This window comes from Pedococcus badiiscoriae (assembly GCF_013408925.1).
GTDB classification, from domain to species: Bacteria; Actinomycetota; Actinomycetes; order Actinomycetales; family Dermatophilaceae; genus Pedococcus; species Pedococcus badiiscoriae.
The window spans coordinates 2,964,028-2,980,182 of the sequence record NZ_JACCAB010000001.1 but is presented as its reverse complement, the minus strand read 5'-3'; the positions used below and the strand labels follow the sequence as shown (position 1 = coordinate 2,980,182).

Genomic DNA, 16,155 nt, shown 5'->3' with positions numbered 1-16,155 from the left:
GCGGGGCTGCGAGACTGAGAGCGATGTCATCTCGTCGCAGCCCCCACCTCCCTCCCGTGTGGCTGATGGCCCTGGCGCTGGTCGCTGTGGCTGCCAACCTGCGGACGGCCATGGCCAGCGTCCCGCCGCTCACCGAGTCGATCGCGCACGACCTCGGCCTCTCCAACACCGCGCTGGGCGCGCTGACGACCCTGCCGGTGCTGTGCATGGGCCTCTTCGCGCCGTTCGCCCAGCGAATCGCCGCTCGGCTCGGGGCCGCCGCCTCCATCGAGCTGTCCATCGCGGCTGTGGCGGTGGGGCTGGCGCTGCGGTTCGCCGGTGGCGCCACGTGGCCCTTGTATGCCGGCACGTTCGTCGCCGGCGTCGGCATCGCCATCGGGGGCACGCTGCTCCCCGGTCTGGTCAAGGAGCTGTTTCCCCCAGAGCGTGCCGGGCTGGTCACCGGCCTCTACATGCTGGCGATGATGGGCGGAGCGGGCGCGTCGTCCGCGCTGTCGGTGCCGCTGCAGGGCTGGCTGGGCTCCTGGCAGGCCGCGCTGGGGTCGTGGTCCGGGCTGGCGCTCGTCGGGGTGCTCGCCTGGGTCCCCGTGCTGACAGGGCACGCCCGGCACCGCGCGGCCAACCCCTCGGTGGTGGCCCCGGCACGGTTGCCCTGGCGACACGCGACCGCCTGGCTGGTCGCGGGGTACCTGTCGGTGCAGTCCGTCGAGTTCTACTCCACGCTGGCCTGGCTGGCCCCCTCCTACACGACCCGGGGCTGGGACCCGACGCATGCCGGCTACCTGCTCTCGGTCTTCACCGCGGCTCAGCTCGTGTCCGGCCTGGCGGCCCCGGCCCTGACCGACAAGATCAGCGACCGCCGGGTGCTGCTGCTGTCGGCCTCCGTGCTCGGGCTGTTCGGGCAGGCCGGGCTGTGGCTGGCCCCGGCCGTGGCGCCGTGGGCGTGGGCCACCGTGCTGGGGCTCGGCCAGGGCGCGGCCTTCGCACTCGGCCTGGTGCTGATGGTCGACTACGCGGGCAGTCCCGCGGCGAGCGGACGGCTGGCCGGGATGGCGTTCTTCGTCAGCTACACCATCGCGTCGTTCGGCCCGGCGACCATGGGAGCGATCCGCGACCTGTCAGGGTCGTTCACGGCGGTCTGGGGCACGCTGACCATCCTCATGCTCGGACAGCTCGCACTGGCATCGCTGCTGCGGCCCCGCCTGCGCAAGGTCGCCTGACCGGCTCACGACCTCACGCGGCCTCCGGCCGGGTCGCAGCGGACATCTGTGCACAGACCCTGCGCGTTCTTCCCCGTGAGCTGATCTCTGGGCGGAGGTGCAAGCCTCTGTGCACAGACTCCTGGCGAGTCAGTCGAGGGTGACGTCAGGGCTCGCGGCGGATGGCCCCAGCGCCTGGACGAGGGCCGCCAGCCGGCCGGCCTCCGAGCGCCCGAAGTCGGAGTCGGCCTTCTGGATCGCCATCACGGCGAGGGTGTCGGTGTCGGACAGGGCGATCGTCACCCAGGGGTCGCCACCGGAGAACCGCACGTCGACGATCTCCTGCCAGTCCACCGTGCGGGTGGTGAACAGGTTGCGCACGGTCAGGGCCTCGCGCGTCGGAACCGCCCGGATCGAGGCGAAGCGCCACAGCAGGGCCGCGATCGCGATCCCCACCCCGGCGAAGAAGATCCTGTCGCCGGTCTGCCAGTTGCCGCCCTCGGCCGGTCCCGGCAGCAGGGCGGCGATCACGCCGAACACCACCACGGTGGCACCGCCGAACACGTAGGCCACCGAACGGCCCCGCCGCGCCCGGAAGGTCGCGAAGGCAGCCTGCTCGTCGGCGTTCGCGGCCCGACCCGATGGGGTCACCGCGGTCACAACCGGCAGGCAGCGATGTCGGTCACCAGGATCGCGCGCGCCCCGACGTCGTACAGCTCGTCCATGATGGCGTTGGTCCGCGCCCGCGGCACCATCGCCCGCACCGCGGCCCACTCCTTGTTCTGGAGTGCCGAGACCGTGGGCGACTCCAGTCCGGGGGTGATGGCACAGGCGGCCTCCACGAGGTCGAGGGGGACGTCGTAGTCGAGCATCACGTAGTGGCGCGCGGTGACCACCCCGGTGAGGCGTCGCCGGAGCACGTCGACGGCCGCGGTCTCGTGCGAGCCCTCACGCCGGATGAGGACGGCCTCGCTGCGCAGGATCTCCTCGCCGAAGACCTCGAGCCCCTGCTGCCGCAAGGTGGTGCCGGTCTCGACGACGTCGGCGATGACGTCCGCGACGCCGAGGGTGATGGCCGTCTCGACGGCTCCGTCCAGTCGGACCACCTCGGCGCTGACGCCGTGGTCGGCGAGGTGCTTGCCGACGAGCCCGGGATAGCTCGTCGCGACGCGGTGGCCCGAGATCTCGGGGACGCTCGCGCAGGTGCCGGGCTTCGCGGCATACCGGAAGGTCGAACCCCCGAACCCGAGGGTCATGACCTCGATCGCCCCGCTGCCCGCGTCGAGCAGCAGGTCGCGTCCGGTGACACCGCAGTCCACGGTGCCCGACCCGACGTAGACCGCGATGTCGCGCGGGCGCAGGTAGAAGAACTCCACCTCGTTGTCGGCGTCGGTGAGCACCAGCTCCTTGGTGTCACGACGGGTGCGGTAGCCGGCCTCGCGCAGCATCTCGATCGCGGGCTCGGACAGGGAACCCTTGTTGGGCACAGCAATTCGCAACATGTCCGTCAGGTCCTTCTAGAGGTGTGCGTAGACGTCGTCGAGGGTGAGGTCGGAGGCGACCATGAGGACCTGGAGGTGGTACAGCAGCTGGCTGATCTCCTCGGCCGTGCGGTCCTTGCCCTCGTGCTCAGCAGCCATCCACACCTCGGCGGCCTCCTCCACGATCTTCTTGCCGATCGCATGCACGCCGGCGTCCAGCGCGCGCACGGTGCCGGACCCCTCGGGACGGCTCACCGCCTTCTCGGCCAGCTCGGCATACAGGGAGTCGAAAGTCTTCACGGGGCAAGGGTACGGGGAGCCAGGGCACCGAGGGTGACCGCGGTCGCCACCGCGGCCATCGCCGCCTCGTGGCCCTTGTCCTCGCTGGACCCCGGCAGCCCGGCGCGGTCCAGGGCCTGCTCGTCGTCGTCGCACGTGAGCACGCCGAAGCCGATGGGGCACCCCGTGGCGACCGCCACGTCTGCCAGGCCGTGGGTGACGCCGGAGCAGACGTACTCGAAGTGCGGTGTGCCACCGCGGATCACGACCCCCAGGGCCACCAGCGCGTCGTAGGCGGGCGCGAGCCTGGCGCAGGCGACGGTCAGCTCGGCGGTGCCCGGCACCCGGACGAGGGGCGCGTCCTGCACCCCGGCCCCGGCGAGGGCGCGCTGCGCTCCCGCGACGAGCCCGTCCATCACCTCGGTGTGCCACGACGCGGCCACGATCGCAACCCGCAGCCCGGAACCGTCGGCTGTGACGTCAGGGGCGCCGTGCCCACTCACGCGCTGGCTCCCTGGTCGCTCGCGTCGATGACGAGGTCGTGACCCATCCGGTCGCGCTTGGTCCGCAGGTAGGCCCGGTTGGCGGGGTTGGGCGCGATCGAGAGCCGTTCGACGGCCGCGACCTCGATCCCGTACCCCTGCAACGCCTCGACCTTCGCCGGGTTGTTGGTCAGCAGTCGCACCACGTCCAGGCCGAGCGCAGTGAGGATGGCCGCGCCGGCGGCGTACTCCCGGCCGTCGATGGGGAGGTCCAGCTCGAGCTGCGCGTCGACGGTGTCGAGACCCGAATCCTGCAGGGCGTAGGCCTGCAGCTTGGAGACGAGCCCGACGCCGCGCCCCTCGTGGCCACGCAGGTAGACCAGGACCCCGCCCTCCGCGGCGATGCGTTCCATGGACCTCTCGAGCTGGGGCCCGCAGTCGCACCGCAGCGAACCGAAGGCGTCACCGGTGAGGCACTCGGAGTGCAGTCGCACCAACGGTTTCGGTCCGGTGGCGCCACGCGGGCTGACCAGCGCCACGTGCTCGTCACCGGTCAGCTTGTCGCGGAACCCCACCGCCGAGAAGTCGCCGTGCCGCGTGGGCAGCGTCGTCTCGGCCAGGGTCTCGACGCGGTCGTGCAGCTGACGCCAGGCGATCAGCTGCTCGATGGTGATGACGGGGATGTCGTTGACCGCTCCGGTGGCGAGCACCTCGGGCAGCCGCATCATCGTGCCGTCGTCGTTGACGAGCTCGCCGATCGCGCCGACCGGCGCCAGCCCCGCGAGCCGGCAGAGGTCCACGGCGGCCTCGGTGTGACCGGCTCGCTCCAGCACGCCGCCGGCCTTGGCCCGCAACGGGATCACGTGACCGGGACGGACGAAGGACTCGGACGTCGCGGAGGGCTCTGCCAGCAGCCGGATGGTCTTCGCACGGTCGGCCGCGCTGATGCCCGTGGTGACGCCGTGTGCGGCGTCGATGCTCACCGTGTAGGCGGTCCGCAGCGGGTCGCGGTTGTCGGCGACCATGAGCGGCAGCCCGAGCCGGTCGGCGGTCTCGCTCGTGATGGGGGCGCAGAGGTAGCCGCTGGTGTGGCGGATCGTCCAGGCCAGCCACTCGTCCGTCAGCGTCTGCGCGGAGAGGATGACGTCGCCCTCGTTCTCGCGGTCCTCACTGTCGGTGACCAGCACCGGACGCCCTGCGCGCAGTGCCGCGAGAGCAACCTCGATGCTGGCCAGGCCGATCATGCGGACACCTCCGCCAGCTCGGGAGCGGGGTCGCGCTCCTCACGGGAAGCCTTGAGCCACACGAAGAAGCCGTAGATGACCAGGGCGCCGTAGACGACGAAGAGGATGGCCGTCGGGTAGTACTGGGAGTGCCAGAGCAGGGGCACCCCGACGAGGTCGACCGCGATCCACGCGAGCCAGAAGTCGTTCCAGCCGCGGGCCATCGCGTAGGTGGCCACCATCGAGCCGACGAAGATCCAGGCATCGCACCAGAAGTACCAGCGCGGCGCAGGCCAGCCTGCCCCGATCACCGAGAACACCCACTGGAACACCACCACGCCGGCCGCGGCCGCCACCAGGTATGCCGTCCGCTCCCGGACCGTGGCCCAGCGCGGGGTGATGGCGGCGGCGGACGGGTCGCTGTGCGCCTTGCGGTGCTCGTTCCAGCGCCACCAGCCGTAGACGCTGGTCAGGATGAAGAAGACCTGCCGACCGGCCTGGCCGAACAGGGGCTGCTGGGCCTGGGCGTCGAAGGTCGCACCGATGAACACGGTGAACAGCAGCACGTTGCCGACGATGCCGGTCGGCCAGGCCCAGACGCGGCGTCGCAGCCCCCCGATGGCTGAGGCGAAGCCGAAGGCGTTGCCCACGATCTCGCGCCACGTGATGGGGTGGCCGGCGATCGTCAGGTGCGCCTCGTAGAGCCGACTGAAGATGTTCATGCGGAGGTCTCCTTGGTGGTGATCATGCGTTCGACGTACTTGGCGAGGACATCGACCTCGAGGTTGACGGTGTCGCCAACCTCCTTGTGTCCCAACGTGGTGAGGGCGAGCGTGGTGGGGATCAGGGAGACGCTGAAGGTCACGTCGTCGACGGAGGAGACCGTGAGGCTCACCCCGTCGACCGTGATCGACCCCTTTTCGACGACGTACCGGGCCAGTGCGTTCGGCAGGCCGAGCTGCACGACCTCCCAGCGCTCCCCCGGTGTCCGGGCGAGGATCGTGGTGGTGCCGTCCACGTGACCCTGGACGATGTGGCCGCCGAACCTGCTCGTGGCGGCCATCGCGCGCTCGAGGTTGACGCGGTCACCGGCACGCAGCGCACCGAGGCTGCTGCGGTCGAGGGTCTCGGCCATGACGTCGACGGTGAACTGCCCGGAGTCGTCGTGCTCCACCACCGTCAGGCAGACGCCGTTGACGGCGATCGAGGCGCCGTGGACGGCGTCGGACGTCACGAGTGGTCCCGCGACGGTGAGCCGGGCCGAGTCCGCGCCGCGTTCGAGCTCGACGACGTGGCCGAGCTCTTCGACGATGCCCGTGAACATCAGCGAGCTCCCTTCAGTGAGGCCGTGATCCGCACGTCGGTGCCGATCAGCGTGATGTCGGTCGGCTGCAGGCGCAGCGCGTGGTCGATCGAGGTGATTCCCAGATCGCTGACGGAGGGGCGCCCGCGCCCGAGCAGGACGGGTGCGACGTAGGCCACCAGCTCGTCGACGAGGTCGGCGGCCATGAAGGCCGCCGCGACGGTGGGGCCTCCTTCGAGCCAGAGGTGGTGCACCTCGGCCTCGGCGAGCGCCGTCAGGACGTCCTTGGGGTCGCGGGTCCGCAGCTGCCAGGTGGGCGCCGCGTCGTCGAGGACGCGGGCGCCGGCCGGCAGGTCGCGCTCACCCATCACCACGCGCAGCGGCTGCTCGGGGTACAGCGTGCCGTCGGGGCGCCGGGCGGTGAGCTGCGGGTCGTCCACGAGCGCCGTGCCGGTCCCCACGAGGATCGCACCGCACCGGGAACGCTGCTCGTGGACATCGGCCCGGGCCGCCTCGCCGGTGATCCACTGGCTCGACCCGTCGGCGGCCGCGCTGCGACCGTCGAGGGTGGTCGCGAGCTTCCAGGTCACCCACGGCCGCCCTGTGGTGACGAGGTGCGTCCAGGTGGGGTTCAGGGCCTGGGCCTCCGTCGCCAGGATGCCGCCGTCCACCCTGACGCCCCTGCGGCGAAGCCACCGTGCGCCACCGGCCGCTGCCGGGTTGGGATCGGTCTGCGCGTAGACCACGCGAGCCACGCCCGCGGCATACAGGGCCATCGCACAGGGCTGGGTGCGGCCACTGTGGTTGCACGGCTCGAGGGTGACGTAGGCCGTGCACCCGGCAGCCCGCTCGCCAGCGGCACTCAGTGCGTCGGCCTCCGCGTGCGGTGTCCCCGCGCCCCGGTGCCAACCGGCCGCCACGACCTCGCCCGAGGCGTCCACCAGGACGCACCCCACGCGCGGGTTCGGGTTGGCCCGGGGACCGTGGGCGGCCAGCGCGAGGGCACGACGCATCATCGCCGTGTCGATCGTCGACTGCACTGCCACTGTCCTGCCCTTGCTCGAAACCGTGTCGGTTGAGCTCCGGGGAATGCAGGCGGGCCTGCTGGCGAGGGTGGGCGCAGGGTCGGCAACTGCCGCACTGCGAACCCACTGGTCCCGCTGTCGCGTGCTGCCTACCATCCGGACTTTCACCGTCGGTCTGGGAGTTCCACCCAGTCAACCGGCCGCTGGCTGCGGTCGGGTCGCGGACTGTCACCGCCGGTTCGGAATTACACCGACCCCGGAGCACGTCACGGTCCAGTATGCCGCAGTGCCAGCGGGAGCGCCGCGTCCGTCCGCGTGACGGTCCTCACGGGCAAAATCGTCAACGACGCGAGTTTGGTTGTGCTGCCGTCGAACCGGCTGTGGAGAAATCTTCCAACCGTGTTCGAACACCTGTACGATTGGTACATGTCATCGAGTCCCCTTGCCGCCCAGCGGGCCGAGGCCCAGCGGGCCTTGTGGGCCCGCACGGCGACGGCTGCCGGCCGGCTCAACAGGGCGCACGCCGAGCTGGTCGACGTCGCCGTGGAGCTGATCGAGGGCGGGCTCTGGGGAGACGGAGGGTTCCGTTCACCGGAGCACTACTTCACGGTGCGGGCCGGCCTGTCGCCCGCCCACGCGCGCGACGTGGTCGTCGTCGCGCGACGTCGCGCCGAGCTGCCTGAGACGGCCGCTGCGGTGAGCGCCGGCGAGCTCTCGCTCGATGCGGCTGCCGTCGTGGCCCACCACGTGCCCGCGAGCTACCAGGCCTCGATGACCCATCTCGCCCGCCATGCCACGGTGCCCCAGCTGCGCCGCGTCGTGAGTCGGCACGCCTTCCACGATGCCGGTGCCCTCGATGCCGGTGCCCTCGATGCCGGTGCCCACGATGCCGCGGCCGAACCTCTCGCTGACCCAGCCGAGTCGGAGGCCGTAGGGATCACGCCAGAGACCCGGCCGGCGACACCGCCCGGGAGCGAGTCAGAGCGGCGAGCGTGTGCAGTCCCGGAGCTCACCATGAGCTACGACCGCGACGGCCGGTTCCAGCTCCGCTACAGCGCACCGGCGACCATCGGCGCCCTCGTCGAGCAGGCCGTCAAGGAGGCGAAGGACGCCCTGTTCCTCCGCCAACGGGGCGATGACCGGCGGGCGGCGGACAGGACCGTGTCGGACGCCCAACCGGGCGCATCGGCCGTGGGTGGGCAGGAGCGCCTGCACCCGACCTATGCGGACGCCCTCGCGGAGATGGCTCAGCGGTCCCTGGCCGGCGTGGCATCGACGAGCAGTGCCAGCCACTACCGGGTCTACCTCCACCTCGACACCGCAGGGGCGTGGGTCAACAACGGGGGCGCCATCCCGCAGCGACTGCTGGCGCGTTTCCTCGCCGACGGTGTGCTTCAGCCGGTCTGGGAGACCCAGGGACGGCCCGTCAGTGTGGGTCGGACCATGCGGATCCTCCCACCGCGCTCGCGCAGGCTGATCGAGGACCGCGACCGCGGATGCCGGTTCCCGGGATGTTCGGTCACCCGGTTCGTCGAGGTCCACCACCTCAGGGAATGGGCCACCGGCGGGACCACCGATGTCGACAACCAGGTGAGTCTCTGTCCGTTCCACCACGACGCCCTCGACCGTGGGGACTTCACCATCACCGGCGACCCGACCCGACCCGACGGCCTCGTTGTCGTCAACCGCCACGGTCACCGGCTGCGGCCCCCGGACCCGGACGAACTGAGGCGACCGGACTCGGAGTCGGACATCGACGCCGGACTCGAGACGACCTACGTACCGCCGACGGGAGAGCCGGCTCGCTGGATTGACATCGAGGTTCCGCCAGACCGCGTGTTGACGACCTTCCCGCCGCGCGTTGGCGACTCAGCGGATGGGCCAGGACGCGCGATGGCGGAACCTGCCGTGGTCGAGCGCGACCCCTTCGACGCCTACCGCCGCTGGGACGAGACAGGCTGACACGGCTGGATCAGCAGGCGTGGGCGGTCGCCAGGGTGCGCAGCTCCTCCACCGCGGCGGCGGCGTCCTGGGCGCCGTAGACCGCCGAGCCGGCCACGAACACGTCGGCTCCGGCCGCGGCGCACTCCTCGATGGTCTTGGCCGACACTCCCCCGTCCACCTGCACCCAGATCTCGCCACCGTGGCGGCGGACCGCCTCGCGGACCTGGGCGACCTTCGGCATCTGGTCGGCCATGAACGACTGGCCGCCGAACCCGGGCTCGACAGTCATCACCAGGACCATGTCGAGGTCCGGCAGGAGGTCTTCGTAGGGAGCGAACGCCGTGCCCGGCTTGATCGCCATCCCGGCCCGGGCTCCGAGCCCACGCAGGTTCCGGGCCAGGGCCCGGGGGTCGTGCGCGGCCTCGATGTGGAACGTCACCGACGAGCCACCGGCCTCGGCATACTGGGGCGCCCAGCGGTCGGGGTCCTCGATCATGAGGTGGCAGTCGAGCGGGATGGGGCTGACCCGGGCCAGGGCCTCGACGACCGGCAGGCCCAGCGTGAGGTTGGGCACGAAGTGCCCGTCCATGACGTCCACGTGGGCCCAGTCGGCGTTGGCGATGCGCTGGAGCTCGGACTCGAGGTTGGCGAAGTCCGCGGACAGGATGCTCGGCGAGATCTGCACGCCGCCACAGTAGTAGGCGGCACCGGTGATGCCCGACCCACTACCCGCCGCGCGCTCTTCACCCACCACCCACGCGACTACCCACGCGACTACCCACACGACTACCCACACGACTACCCACCCAGCGCTAGGCCTCCTGCTGCCCGAACGCTTCTGCCAGCAGCGCCAGGGTGGCCTCCCGGGCCGGGGCGCGGTCGGCCGGGGTGCCCGCCAGCGCGCCCGCGACGGGGTGCACCATGACCTCGTCGACGGCGTGCTCGGACGCCAGCGCGACGACCTGTTCGGCCACCGAGTCGGGAGTGCCGACGACCCACCGGCTCCGCATCTCGTCGGCCAGCGCCCGGTGCGCGTCAGCGATCCCGGCCTCCTCGGCCTGCTCGACGAGGAGCTGGGGCGCCAGCGGTCCGCCGGTGCGCAGCGCGACCATCGAGGCCAGGTTGGGCAGCACGAGCCGGTCGGCCTCTGCCTGCGTGGGGGCCACCACGACGTTGAGCGTGAGGAACGTGCGAGGGGCCGGGTGGGTCTCGGTCGGCGTGTAGCCCGAGCGGTAGAGCTCGAGCGCGGCCGCCGTGCCCCGCCCCGAGAAGTGGTGGGCGAAGACGTACGGCAGTCCGCGCTCGGCCGCCAGACGCGCCGAGTAGTCCGACGAGCCGAGCAGCCAGACCTCGGGCACGGACTCGGCCCGGGGCGTGGCGTTCAAAGGGTGCACGTCCCCGCCCACCCGGATGCCGACGCCCTCGGTCGACATCAGCGAGATGACGTCGTCGACGTACTGCGGGAAGCGCGCCACCGCATCGGCCTCGACGCCCCCGGCGCCGTGGCGCAGCGCGTAGCTGGTCACCGGGTCCGTGCCCGGTGCACGACCGATGCCGAGGTCGATCCGCCCGGGGTGGGCGGCCTCCAGCAGCGCGAACTGCTCCGCCACGACCAACGGCGCGTGGTTGGGCAGCATCACCCCGCCGGAGCCGACCCGGATCCGCTCGGTGGCCGCGGCGACCATCGCGATCAGCACCGGTGGGTTCGTCGCCGCGACCGCAGGCATGTTGTGGTGCTCGGCCAGCCAGTAGCGGCGGTAGCCGTGCCGGTCGGCGACCCGGGCCAGCGACCGCGTGGCGGCCAGCGCATCGCGGGTGCTCTGGTCCTGGCGGACGGGGACGAGGTCGAGGACGGACAGCGCGGGGGTGCTCACCTGTGGGCCAACCTGCCGCCCGCGGTGGCTATTCCGGTCAGCGCTTGCGCAGCAGTGCCAGGAACATCCCGTCGGTGCCGTGCACGTGCGGCCACAGCTGCACAGTCGGCCCCGGTCCAGGCACGACCACCGGGGCACCGTCAGCTGCACGAACGAACTCGCGCGCGTCGAGCAGCTCGACATCCGAGCGGCGCTTCGTGACGTCGCCCACCACGAATGTGGTCTCGGCGAGGTGGGGGCTGCAGGTCGCGTAGGCGATGACCCCACCGACAGCGGTCGCGTCGATGGCTGCGGCGAGCAGCTCGCGCTGCAGCTTGCCGAGATCGGCGAGGTCGGCCGGGGTGCGCCGCCAGCGCGCCTCCGGGCGACGGCGCAGGGCACCCAGCCCGGTGCACGGCGCATCGACCAGCACCCGGTCATAGCGGGCGGGCTCTTCCTCCCCCACCAGCCGGCCGTCTCCGGTGCGCACGGTCAGGCTGCGACCGGCCGCGTCCGCCCGGGCGATCGCCGGACGGAGCGTCTGGCGGACCAGGTCGGCGCGGTGCTCGCTCACCTCGTTGGCCGTGAGGTCGGCGCCTGCCTGAAGGGCCAGGCCGGCGAGCAGACCGGCCTTGCCGCCGGGGCCGGCGCACAGGTCGAGCCACTGCTCGGTCGCGCCAGCCCGGTGAGCCCGGTCAGCCCCGTCAGCCCGGTCAGCCCCGTCAGCCCGTTCGGTCGCCAGGGGAACGGCGGCGAGGGCCAGGGCGACGAGCTGCGAGCCCTCGTCCTGCACCGCCGCGCGCCCCTCGCGCACCGCAGGTATGCCGCCGGGGTCGCCTCCGTCAAGGACCGCGCCGACGGGTGAAAGCGGGGACGCGACAGCGCCCGCGTCCACCAGCTCGGCCACCGTGGACAGCCCGGGTCGGGCCACCAGCGACACCTTGGCCGGGGCGTTGTCCGCGGCCACCAGGGCCGTCAGCTCGGCGTCGGCCGTGTCGGCGTCCGCGGCACCATGGCCGAGCAGGGCGGCTCGCAGCGCCTTGACGATCCACTCCGGGTGCGACTGCTCCACCGCCAAGCGCGCGGTCAGCTCGCCCGACGGGACGACCTCGGTCAGCCATGCGTCGAGGTCACGCTCGCTGACCCGGCGCATCACGGCATTGACGAACCCGGCAGCGCCGGCGCCGTTGACCTTCCGGGCCAGGCCCACCGTCTCGTCGACCGCCGCGTGGGTCGGCACCCGCATTCCCAGCAGCTGGTGGGTGCCGAGTCGGAGGGTGTCCAGGACGTTGGGGTCGATCTTGGCGAGGGGCCGTCCCGCCGCCACGCTGATGATGGGGTCGTAGAGACCGTGCATGCGCACCGCACCGTAGACGAGCTCGGTCGTGAAGGCCGCATCGCGGCCACGGATTCCCCTGTCCCGCAACACCTTCGGGAGCTCGAGGTTGGCGTAGGCTCCCTCGGCGACGGCGCGCAGCACCGTGTAGGCCGCGAGGCGCTGCGGGTCGCTGCTGCGGTTGCGTTCGCTGGGTCGCTGCGCCGAGCGCTCCCGGTCGCCGTGCGTCCGCTCGGGGCGCTGTCGGCCCTTGGCGTTGCGACGGCCACCGTCGTCACGACGGTCAGCGTCGTCGCGGCGGCCACCGTCGTCGCGACGTGGCCCGCGTGGTCCCTGGTCACTCATGGCTGAACCGTTCTCCTGCCTCGAGGCGGGCGCCGCGCGCCCAGTCGGCCGCCGTCATCTGCTTCCTGCCGTGGGGCCTCAGGTCTGTGAGGCGGACCGGACCACTGCCCGTGCCCACGTGGACCTCGCGCTTCCCGGCGGCGACCTCGCCCGGCGCCAGCGGCGGCCCGGCATACCCCTCGTCGACGTGGACGGGCAGCAGCCTGATGCGCTCGCCACGGAAGGTCGACCACGCGCCCGGCGCGGGAGTGCACCCGCGCACCTGCCGATCCACGGCGACCGCTGGTCGGTCCCAGCGCACCCGCGCGTCCTCGACCTCGATCTTGGGGGCGAGCGAGACGCCGTCACTCGCCTGCGGCACGGGCGTGAGGGCCCCGTCGGCGATGCCGTCCATCGTGGCGACCAGTAGGCCCGCTCCCCCTTCGGCGAGCCTGCCGAGCAGGTCACCGGCGGTGTCCCGCGGACGGATCCGCTCGGTCATCAGCCCGAAGACCGGACCCGTGTCCAGGCCCGTCTCGATGAGGAAGGTCGAGGCGCCGGTCACCTCGTCCCCCGCCATCACGGCGTGCTGCACCGGCGCGGCCCCGCGCCAGGCAGGCAGCAGCGAGAAGTGCAGGTTGACCCAGCCGTGCCGGGGGATGTCGAGGGCCGGCTGCGGGAGGAGGGCACCGTAGGCGACGACAGGGCAGGCGTCCGGGGCGATCGCCCGCAGCCGATCCAGGAACTCAGGGTCACCGGGACGGTCCGGGGTCAGGACCTCGATGCCGAGCTCCTCGGCCCGTAGGCGCACCGGGGACTTCACGACGCCCCGTCCGCGCCCCGCCCGCGCATCCGGCCGGGTCACCACGGCGACGACCTCGTGGGGCGAGGCGACGAGGGCATCGAGCGACGGCACAGCCGGCTCGGGGGTGCCGGCGAAGACGAGTCGCATCACATTCCCCGGCCGAAGGTGGCGTGCGGGCTGACCTTGACCACCGGGGCGTCGCCGCCGTTCCACTGCGCCTCGCGGATCGCCCGCATGGCGGCCTTGCGCTGCTCGCGGTCCATCCGGTCGATGAACAGGATCCCGTCGAGGTGGTCGGTCTCGTGCTGCAGGCACCGCGCCAGCAGTGCCGAGCCCTCGACCACCACCGGTTCGCCGAACTGGTTGAACCCCTTGGCCACCGTCCGCAGCGCCCGCGGCGTCTCGAACTTCAGGCCCGGGAACGACAGGCAGCCCTCCTCGCCGTCCTGCAGCTCGGTCGAGAGGTCGAGGTCGGGGTTGACGAGGTGGCCCAGCTCGCCGTCGACCCAGTAGGTGAACACCCGAAGGCCCACCCCGATCTGCGGCGCGGCGAGCCCCGCCCCGGGGGCGTCCATCATCGTCTCGGTCAGGTCCTTCACCAGCTGCCGCAGCTCCCGGTCGAAGTCGACGACGGGCTCGGCCGGGGTGCGCAGGACGGGGTCGCCGAAGAGGCGGATGTTCTGGATCGACAACGCATTCCTTGGACGAGCATGGCTTGGACGAGCATGACTGGGCTGGGCGACAGGGGCTGCCAGTGTATGCCGCGGCCGCGCCGCTGCTGGAACGCCCGGTCAGGTGGCGGGGTCGCGCGGGTCCATCCTCACCTGGATGCTCGTCTTCTCCTTGCGGGCGCTGCGCACGGCCTTCATGGCGACCAGGGACGAGGCGAGGGCTGGGCCCTCCTCGAGCGGGGCGCGCAGCAGGACCCGGACGGCGTCGTCGGAAACCGGGAGCGGCCCCAGCTGGTCGACCCCCGGGGGCAGGTGTGCCAGCCGGAGCGCCACCTCGACCGCCCTGCGGTCGCCCGTCACGGCGGCCATCGCGACGGTCGGAGGCAGGGAGAGCTCGCCGCGCTCGGCGAGCTCGCGGGCGGCGAACCACGCGGGGTCCCAGCGGACCAGGGCCTCGACGACCGGCAGCGTCGTGTGGCCGGGAGCACCGCACAGCACCAGCTGGCCCCCCGCCGCGGCCCCACGGGTCAGGGCGCCGGCCGCAAGCCACCGACGCAGCGCCTCCTCCCCCGCGTCGAGGGTGGGTCGGTCCAGGCTGGCCCAGGCGTCGAGGAGCAGGCACGCGGCATACCCCCCGTCGGCGACGGGTTCGGCGCCCGGGGTGGCGATGACGAGCGACGGCGTCGCCGCCACCCGGTCGAGCACGGCGCCGGCTCCCGAGGTGTGGACCGGGACCCCGGGGAACGCCCGGCCCAGCTCCTCTGCCGTGCGCCGCGCGCCGACCACCGACGAACGCAGCTCGCGGCCCCCGCAGTGCCGGCACTCGAACCGGCCGACCCCTCGCCCGCACCAGCGGCAGGCGGGCTCGGCCTGACGGGAGCCCAGCGCGACCGGTCCGCCGCAGTGGGAGCACCGCACGGCGGTGCGACAGGTCTGGCAGGACAGTGAGGGGACGTAGCCGCGGCGCGGCACCTGCACCAGGACGGGCCCGGACTCGAGGGCCGCCTTGGCGGTCCGCCAGGCGAGGGACGGCAGGTGCGCTGACGCCGCCGCGGCGTCACGCTCGACCTCGACCCCTTCGCCGGCCACCTGCACGCGGGGGGCGGCACCTCGGACGCCACCGCCTGCGATGACCCGCAGCTCTCCCGTGTCGACCAGCCGTTGCACCGCCACCGTGCGCGTGAACCCTCCCGACAGGACCGCAGCTCCCTCCACCGACGCGCGGGTCAGGAGCACGTCGCGGACGTGGGGATAGGGGGACCTGGGCTCGTCGAGAAGGTCGTCGCCGTCGTCCCACCAGGCCACCAGCCCCAGCTCCCGCACCGGCGCGAACGCGGCCGCCCGGGTGCCGACGACGACCGACACGTGCCCGCGCAGCACCTTGAGCCACGCTGTGTAGCGCGCTTGTGGTCCCTGGTCGGCTGTGAGCCGCACATGGCGCCCGGGGCCGAGGGCCTGCGTCAGGGCGGCATCCACCCGTCCCACGTCGCGGCGGTCCGGGACGACGATCACACTGCCGCGTCCACCGGCGAGGGTGGCGGCGGCCGCCGCCGCCAGGGCCGCCGGCCAGTCCTGGGACGGGTCCGTGATCGGCTCCGCCAGCCATGACGCCGCGGGCGACTCCCCCGCCGTCAACCGCGACAGGTACGCCGGCCCGGCGGCATACCTGTCCCAAGGGCCTGCCGGGCCTCCCGCGCCTCCCGTGCCTACCGCGCCTCCTGTGCCTCCCGCGCCGGGCAGCGGGTCGGGGGTCGGCGGGTCGAGGGCCAGGGCCTTCTCCGCGGCGGCGTGGCGCGGGGGCACCGCGAGCCTGAGCACGTCGCCCAGCGACCCAGCGCAGCGAGCCGCGACCGCCGTGGCGACCCGGAGCTGGGTCGGCCCCAGCACCGGCTCGGGCGACACGACCCGGCGGATGGGCGCGAGCCGCCCCTCGTGCTCGGCGGTCGCGGCCCGCGCCACCACGAAGCCATCGAGGTCCTGGCCGGCGAAGCGCACCTTGACCCGCGCGCCGGGCACGGCCGTGTCGGCCATCGACTCCGGGACGAGGTACTCGAACGGACGGTCAAGGTGCGCCAGCCCGGTGTCGACGACGACCGAAGCCACCGGGTCCGTGGACGCGGTGGCTTCGGTGCGAGGCGTGCGGGTGCGCGGCAGCGTGGAGCGGATCAGCTCCAGCTGCTCGGTCCCGCCCTCCTGTCCGCTCACGGGAGCGAACCTAGCGGAGGGGGCC

16 protein-coding genes and 1 riboswitch are annotated in these 16,155 nt (G+C 72.8%); of the genes, 2 read left to right on the top strand and 14 right to left on the bottom strand.

Annotated features, from left to right (window positions below; genetic code table 11):
* Window positions 1–23: 23 nt before the first annotated feature.
* Entirely contained in the window at window positions 24–1,220 is a 1,197-nt protein-coding gene (locus BJ986_RS14055; protein WP_238338103.1) for an MFS transporter, read from the top strand.
* 129 nt (window positions 1,221–1,349) lie between these two features.
* On the opposite strand, the gene BJ986_RS16825 is transcribed toward BJ986_RS14055, so the two are convergent.
* The 8 genes from BJ986_RS16825 to ribD are packed head-to-tail and all read right to left on the bottom strand — an operon-like array spanning window position 1,350 to window position 7,013.
* Window positions 1,350–1,859 carry a PH domain-containing protein gene (locus tag BJ986_RS16825; protein WP_337795328.1) on the bottom strand — a complete coding sequence of 170 codons (510 nt, stop codon included), beginning with the start codon at window positions 1,857–1,859 and terminating at the stop codon, window positions 1,350–1,352.
* Window positions 1,856–2,701, bottom strand: coding sequence for an ATP phosphoribosyltransferase (gene hisG / locus BJ986_RS14045; protein ID WP_179422643.1), 846 nt, complete (start codon window positions 2,699–2,701; stop codon window positions 1,856–1,858). The genes BJ986_RS16825 and hisG overlap by 4 nt, the downstream gene beginning before the upstream one ends.
* 15 nt (window positions 2,702–2,716) lie before the next feature.
* A complete protein-coding gene (locus tag BJ986_RS14040; RefSeq protein ID WP_179422641.1) occupies window positions 2,717–2,980 on the bottom strand; it encodes a phosphoribosyl-ATP diphosphatase in 264 nt (87 codons plus the stop codon).
* Window positions 2,977–3,462: a 6,7-dimethyl-8-ribityllumazine synthase gene (gene ribH, locus BJ986_RS14035; RefSeq protein ID WP_179422639.1), complete on the bottom strand. Its 486-nt coding sequence runs from the start codon at window positions 3,460–3,462 to the stop codon at window positions 2,977–2,979. Before ribH ends, BJ986_RS14040 begins: the two co-directional genes overlap by 4 nt.
* Entirely contained in the window at window positions 3,459–4,685 is a 1,227-nt protein-coding gene (ribB, locus tag BJ986_RS14030; protein ID WP_179422637.1) for a 3,4-dihydroxy-2-butanone-4-phosphate synthase, read from the bottom strand. The genes ribH and ribB overlap by 4 nt, the downstream gene beginning before the upstream one ends.
* Complete coding sequence (locus BJ986_RS14025) at window positions 4,682–5,386, bottom strand: nicotinamide mononucleotide transporter family protein (RefSeq protein WP_179422635.1); 705 nt, start codon at window positions 5,384–5,386, stop codon at window positions 4,682–4,684. Before BJ986_RS14025 ends, ribB begins: the two co-directional genes overlap by 4 nt.
* Entirely contained in the window at window positions 5,383–5,988 is a 606-nt protein-coding gene (locus tag BJ986_RS14020) for a riboflavin synthase (RefSeq protein ID WP_179422633.1), read from the bottom strand. The genes BJ986_RS14025 and BJ986_RS14020 overlap by 4 nt, the downstream gene beginning before the upstream one ends.
* A complete protein-coding gene (gene ribD, locus BJ986_RS14015; RefSeq protein ID WP_420372049.1) occupies window positions 5,988–7,013 on the bottom strand; it encodes a bifunctional diaminohydroxyphosphoribosylaminopyrimidine deaminase/5-amino-6-(5-phosphoribosylamino)uracil reductase RibD in 1,026 nt (341 codons plus the stop codon). Before ribD ends, BJ986_RS14020 begins: the two co-directional genes overlap by 1 nt.
* 118 nt (window positions 7,014–7,131) lie before the next feature.
* Window positions 7,132–7,260, bottom strand: a riboswitch (FMN riboswitch).
* A gap of 158 nt (window positions 7,261–7,418) precedes the next feature.
* Here ribD and BJ986_RS14010 point away from each other — a divergent pair.
* The gene (locus BJ986_RS14010) at window positions 7,419–8,954 is read left to right on the top strand and encodes an HNH endonuclease signature motif containing protein (protein ID WP_179422631.1); all 1,536 of its coding nucleotides are present in this window, start codon (window positions 7,419–7,421) and stop codon (window positions 8,952–8,954) included.
* A 10-nt stretch (window positions 8,955–8,964) separates the two neighbouring features.
* Here the strand turns inward: BJ986_RS14010 and rpe are convergent, their stop codons facing one another.
* The 6 genes from rpe to BJ986_RS13980 form a co-directional block, all read right to left on the bottom strand.
* Window positions 8,965–9,621 (bottom strand): ribulose-phosphate 3-epimerase, encoded by a 657-nt coding sequence (rpe, locus tag BJ986_RS14005; protein ID WP_179422629.1) that lies wholly within the window; start codon window positions 9,619–9,621, stop codon window positions 8,965–8,967.
* Window positions 9,622–9,748: 127 nt separating this feature from the next.
* Window positions 9,749–10,810, bottom strand: a complete 1,062-nt coding sequence (locus BJ986_RS14000; protein WP_179420120.1) for an MsnO8 family LLM class oxidoreductase — start codon at window positions 10,808–10,810, stop codon at window positions 9,749–9,751.
* A 37-nt stretch (window positions 10,811–10,847) separates the two neighbouring features.
* Window positions 10,848–12,470 (bottom strand): RsmB/NOP family class I SAM-dependent RNA methyltransferase, encoded by a 1,623-nt coding sequence (locus BJ986_RS13995; protein ID WP_179422627.1) that lies wholly within the window; start codon window positions 12,468–12,470, stop codon window positions 10,848–10,850.
* On the bottom strand, window positions 12,463–13,401 hold the full coding sequence (gene fmt, locus BJ986_RS13990; RefSeq protein ID WP_179422625.1) for a methionyl-tRNA formyltransferase: 939 nt from the start codon (window positions 13,399–13,401) through the stop codon (window positions 12,463–12,465). The genes BJ986_RS13995 and fmt overlap by 8 nt, the downstream gene beginning before the upstream one ends.
* The gene (def, locus tag BJ986_RS13985; RefSeq protein WP_179422623.1) at window positions 13,401–13,946 is read right to left on the bottom strand and encodes a peptide deformylase; all 546 of its coding nucleotides are present in this window, start codon (window positions 13,944–13,946) and stop codon (window positions 13,401–13,403) included. The genes fmt and def overlap by 1 nt, the downstream gene beginning before the upstream one ends.
* A 99-nt stretch (window positions 13,947–14,045) precedes the next feature.
* Complete coding sequence (locus tag BJ986_RS13980) at window positions 14,046–16,130, bottom strand: primosomal protein N' (RefSeq protein ID WP_179422621.1); 2,085 nt, start codon at window positions 16,128–16,130, stop codon at window positions 14,046–14,048.
* Window positions 16,131–16,155 lie beyond the last annotated feature (25 nt).